Raw genomic sequence first — 4,920 nt, 5'->3', positions numbered from 1 at the left:
TTCTGGAATTTCAAATGCTATTGCTATGGCAAATTTACCATTTTCAACAAAAGCTAAATTTAGTATAGCTGCTGGTTATGGAACATATATGGGAAATCATTCATTGGCTATAGGTATTATGAGCAATAAAGACTTTGTGAATTATAAAGCGAGTTTAAGTTTGAATAATAAAGGAAATTTGGGTCTTGGTTTAGGTATAGCTTATACATTTGATGTAAATGATGAAGAAAAAGTTAAGTTAAATAAAGAGTTAGCAAGACTTAACCAATTAGAAAAAGAAAGTAAAGAAAAAGATAAAAGAATAAATGATTTAGAGAAAAAATTGGAAGAAATTTTAAATAAATTAAAATAAATATATAAGTTGTAAAATAAGAGACTGTGAAAAAAATCTGTAAATATTTAAAAGAATAGTCTTCTATGATAGAATATAAAATATCGTAGGAGGCTATTTTTATGAAAAAAAAGAAATTTACAAAGTAAAACCATTAACAGAAGGGAAAAAGAATATTATCTTTACTTTAATTGAAGAGTATGATGTTAAAACTGATGAAGATATGTTAATGTTAATATAAAAATATAAGATTGTGTCAAAATAAGAATGTATTTTTTTATTCTTGATAATAGTCTCCAAGGTAAAGTTTTAGAACATGTACCAACAAACTGGACACGAAATTTAAACATTTAATTGAAAAATAACAATATTAGGTATATACTATTAACAAACGAATATATAAAAATAAGGATATGATTGAATGGCGAAAAACCAAAAATTAAATTTAGGGATTTATCATTATTTTTAATTTCTATGACTTTAGGACTATTTTCTAGTGCTACTGGCTTAAGATCGGCATCTATTGGTTATGGTTCGGAGTCTATAGGTAAATATTCTTTTGCTCTTGGCGATTTTGCTATCGCAAATGGAGATTCAGGTATTGCTATAGGTAAAAATTCTTTGTTATATGAAAATTCAGAATATTCAATAGCTTTAGGGCTTGGTGCATATATTGGAAAAAGAAAAGAGGTATCTTTTACAGCTATCATAGATAGTAATAATGGTGGAGTCTTTAATAGATGGAAAAATGATGTCGAAAGTAATATGACCTGAAGATGTTTTGGTAATTTCTATTATTAGAAATAGTATAAAAAAATACCTAAGGGTAGAATAGTTATGATAGCAGGAGATATTTTAATATTATTATTGCCTGAAAATATTGTTGGAGAAGTTAAAGAAAAATTAATGAAGCATACATTGGTAGATTAATTCTAGTTTGAAAGAGAGGAAAAATGAGAAAGTTAGGTTTAATAAAAAAATGGGAACTTTTATCACCTTATAGGAAATTGATAGTAGGCTTTTTAATAGCGATCTTTATTGGAACTATACTTTTAAAATTACCCTTCGCATTAAAAGAAAATCAGAATATTAGTATGTTAGATTCTTTGTTTACAATAGTTTCAGCTATTTGTGTAACAGGGTTATCTGTTGTCGATGTAAGTCAAGTATTTACTCCGATAGGGCAATTAATAGTTCTATTTTTTATACAGTTGGGTGGACTTGGAGTTATGACAGTTTCAATAATAGTTTTTTTATTAGTTGGGAAAAAAATGAGTTTTGAGACAAGGGAACTTTTAAAAGAGGAAAGAAATTCTAATAGTAATGGAGGTATTACAAATTTTATAAAACATCTTTTATTAATAGTATTTATTATTGAGTTATTGGGAGCTTTTATTTTAACTTATGCATTTTCTAAATATTATTCAATAAAAGTATCCATTTTTTATGGATTATTTCATTCGATATCAGCATTTTGTAACGCTGGATTTTCTTTGTTTACCAACAATTTAGAAAATTTTAAATATGATAAGTTAATTAGTTTAACCATATCTCTTCTAATTATTTTCGGAGGTATAGGTTTTGTAACAATAAATTCACTTTTTATAGTTAAAAAGAAAAAAAATAGAGATTTAAGTTTGACATCAAAACTTGCTTTAATTGTTACATTTTTTTTACTATTTATTGGAACTATATTATTTTTGGGATTTGAATATACTAATTCAAGTACTTTAAAAAATATGAATTTTTTTGATAAAGTTTTAAATTCATTCTTTCAAAGTGTAACACTAAGAACAGCAGGATTTAATACAGTGCCACTTTCAAATATAAGACCGGCAACAATTTTTATTTCATATATCTTTATGTTTATTGGAGCTTCTCCAGGTTCAACAGGTGGTGGAATAAAAACAACAACATTTGGAATTTTAATATTCTATGCACTTGGAATTTTAAAAAGAAAAGAGCATATTGAAGTGTTTAAGAGAAGAATAGATTGGGAATTGATGAATAAAGCATTAGCAATAGTAGTTATATCTGTATTTTATGTTATTATTATAGTAACAATTATATTATCAATAGAAAATTTTTCGATAGATAAAGTGATATATGAAGTTGTATCAGCTTTTTCAACAACAGGTTTGAGTCTTGGAATAACAGCAGAATTAGGGATAATTTCTAAACTTTTAATAATTATTACAATGTTTATAGGGAGATTGGGGCCTATGACAGTTGCATTAGCTTTTACAAATAATAAAAAAAGTTTAATAAAGTATCCAAAAGAAGATATTTTAATAGGATAAATAGGAGAAATTTATGAAACAGTATTTAGTTATAGGCTTAGGAAGATTTGGAACGAGTGTTGCTAAAACTTTGTATGAAGCTGGAGAAAATGTTTTAGGTATAGATATAAATGAGGAGTTGGTACAGGATAAAATAAATAATAATATACTAAAAAATGCTATAATTGGTGATGCCAGTGATGTGAAAATTTTGAAAGATATTGGAGCTGAAAATTTTGATGTGGCCTTTATTTGTATTGGAGATATAGAAGCAAGTGTTATGATAGCACTTAATTTAAAAGAATTAGAAATAAATAAAATCATAGCAAAGGCTATTAATAAAAATCACGGAAAGGTTCTTACAAAAGTTGGAGCAACAGAGATAGTTTATCCGGAAGAACATATGGGAAAAAGAATAGCTGAGCTGACAATGAATACAGGAATAATAGAACATTTAAAATTTAATGATAATTTTGTATTAGTGGAAGTAAAGGCACCAAGTATATTTTGGAATAATACTCTTATAAAATTAGATATTAGAAATAAATATAACATAAATATAGTTGGAATAAAAAAAGATAAAGGAGAATTTTTATATAATCCAACTGCAAATGTTGTAATAGAAGAAGGAGATATATTAGTGATTATAACTGATAAAAAAACAGTTGAGTCATTTAATAAATTGATTTAGGGGGAAAGATGCAATAATTTAATGTTATAGTAGTTGGAGCAGGACATTCTGGTTGTGAATCTGCATTAGCTTCAGCAAGAATGGGAATGAAAACAGCAATATTTACAATATCATTAGATAATATTGGAGTAATGTCTTGTAACCCATCATTAGGTGGTCCAGCAAAATCACATCTAGCAAGAGAAATAGATGCTCTTGGTGGAGAAATGGGAAGAAATATAGATAAAACTTTTATTCAAATAAGAATTTTGAACACAAAAAAGATCCGGCAGTAAGATCTTTAAGAGCTCAAGTAGATAAAGTTTCTTATACTAATGAAATGAAAAAACTCTTGAACATACAAAAAACTTATCTGTTATTCAAGGAATGGTAAGTGATCTTGTTGTTGAAGAAGAAAATAGAAAAATTAGAAAATGTAGTAATAAAAGCTGGAACTGGTGTAACTTTAGATACAGTTAAAAAAGATGGAACAACTACATATACTATAAATACAGATTTAAGTAGCGTTGAAGGTAAAATAGCAACAAACACAAAAAATATTGAGGAGCTTGAAAAGAAAATTTCTAATACTTCAAGTAATGAAAAGATGAAAGAAATAGAAAATAAGAGTTATTCTGGAATTTCAAATGCGATAGCTATGGCAAATTTACCATTTTCAACAAAAGCAAAATTTAGTATAGCTGCTGGTTATGGAACATATATGGGAAATCATTCATTGGCTGTAGGTATTATGAGTAATAAAGACTTTGTGAATTATAAAGCGAGTTTAAGTTTGAATAATAAAGGAAATTTGGGTCTTGGTTTAGGTATAGCTTATACATTTGATGTAAATGATGAAGAAAAAGTTAAGTTAAATAAAGAGCTAGCAAGACTTAATCAATTAGAAAAAGAAAGTAAAGAAAAAGATAAAAGAATAAATGATTTAGAGAAAAAATTGGAAGAAATTTTAAATAAATTAAAATAAACACCATATTAAATGTTATAGTTCAAGGACTATAACATTTATGTTTTTATGGAATAAAATTTTAAAAAGGAAGGAACTTTCCGTATATATGTGGAAAAAGTTGTTATTGAAAAAAACTTTTTTCAAGGTATTCTATATTAAGGAGCATATAATGGAGAATTTAGTTGTTAGAATTTTTAGAATATTAAAAGATGGTAAATACCACACATCTTTAGAATTAGCTGATATTTTAAATATATCTGATAGAACGTGTAGAAAATATATAAAGATATTATCAGAAATATTGATTAAAAAGAATGTTGAAATAGAATCTAAACCAAGATTTGGGTATTTATTAAAAGATAATAATATTTCTGAAAATGAATTATTTCATAATGAAGTAAAAAAAATACCAAATAGTGCAAATGATAGATTAATTTATTTGATTAATAAATTAATTTCTGAAGATAGATATATTAAGTTATTTGATGTTAGTGAAGAAATATATACTAGCTCAAAAACTTTATCACAAGATTTAAAAAAAGTATCAGAATTACTTGAAAACTATAACTTATTTCTTGAAAGAAAGCCTTATTATGGTATTAAATTACAAGGTAATGAGATTGATATACGTAATTTTCATATAGATATATTAGAAAAAAGATTAAATGAAAAT

The 4,920-nt window shown here is 25.7% G+C and carries 5 protein-coding genes and 3 pseudogenes; all 8 read left to right on the top strand.

The window, feature by feature from the left end:
• Positions 1-352 (top strand): YadA-like family protein (locus ACWYO2_RS04865; protein WP_455515363.1); only part of this gene is annotated, 352 nt, incomplete at its 5' end.
• Between the two features lie 453 nt (positions 353-805).
• Positions 806-940, top strand: a pseudogene (locus ACWYO2_RS04860) (hypothetical protein); the annotation flags it as partial.
• A gap of 109 nt (positions 941-1,049) precedes the next feature.
• A pseudogene (locus ACWYO2_RS04855) lies at positions 1,050-1,261 on the top strand (ClC family H(+)/Cl(-) exchange transporter); the annotation flags it as partial.
• A gap of 23 nt (positions 1,262-1,284) precedes the next feature.
• Positions 1,285-2,631 carry a TrkH family potassium uptake protein gene (locus ACWYO2_RS04850; RefSeq protein ID WP_455515362.1) on the top strand — a complete coding sequence of 449 codons (1,347 nt, stop codon included), beginning with the start codon at positions 1,285-1,287 and terminating at the stop codon, positions 2,629-2,631.
• Between the two features lie 13 nt (positions 2,632-2,644).
• The gene (locus ACWYO2_RS04845; protein WP_455515361.1) at positions 2,645-3,301 is read left to right on the top strand and encodes a potassium channel family protein; all 657 of its coding nucleotides are present in this window, start codon (positions 2,645-2,647) and stop codon (positions 3,299-3,301) included.
• A gap of 26 nt (positions 3,302-3,327) precedes the next feature.
• Positions 3,328-3,706: pseudogene (locus tag ACWYO2_RS04840) on the top strand (FAD-dependent oxidoreductase); the annotation flags it as partial.
• Between the two features lie 181 nt (positions 3,707-3,887).
• Entirely contained in the window at positions 3,888-4,265 is a 378-nt protein-coding gene (locus ACWYO2_RS04835; RefSeq protein WP_455515364.1) for a YadA-like family protein, read from the top strand.
• A gap of 151 nt (positions 4,266-4,416) precedes the next feature.
• A partial coding sequence (locus tag ACWYO2_RS04830) for an HTH domain-containing protein (RefSeq protein WP_455515360.1) occupies positions 4,417-4,920 on the top strand: 504 nt, incomplete at its 3' end.

This window comes from Pseudostreptobacillus sp. (assembly GCF_977040545.1).
The sequence above is the reverse complement of the archived record's forward strand: the minus strand, read 5'-3'. Positions and strand labels throughout refer to the sequence as shown.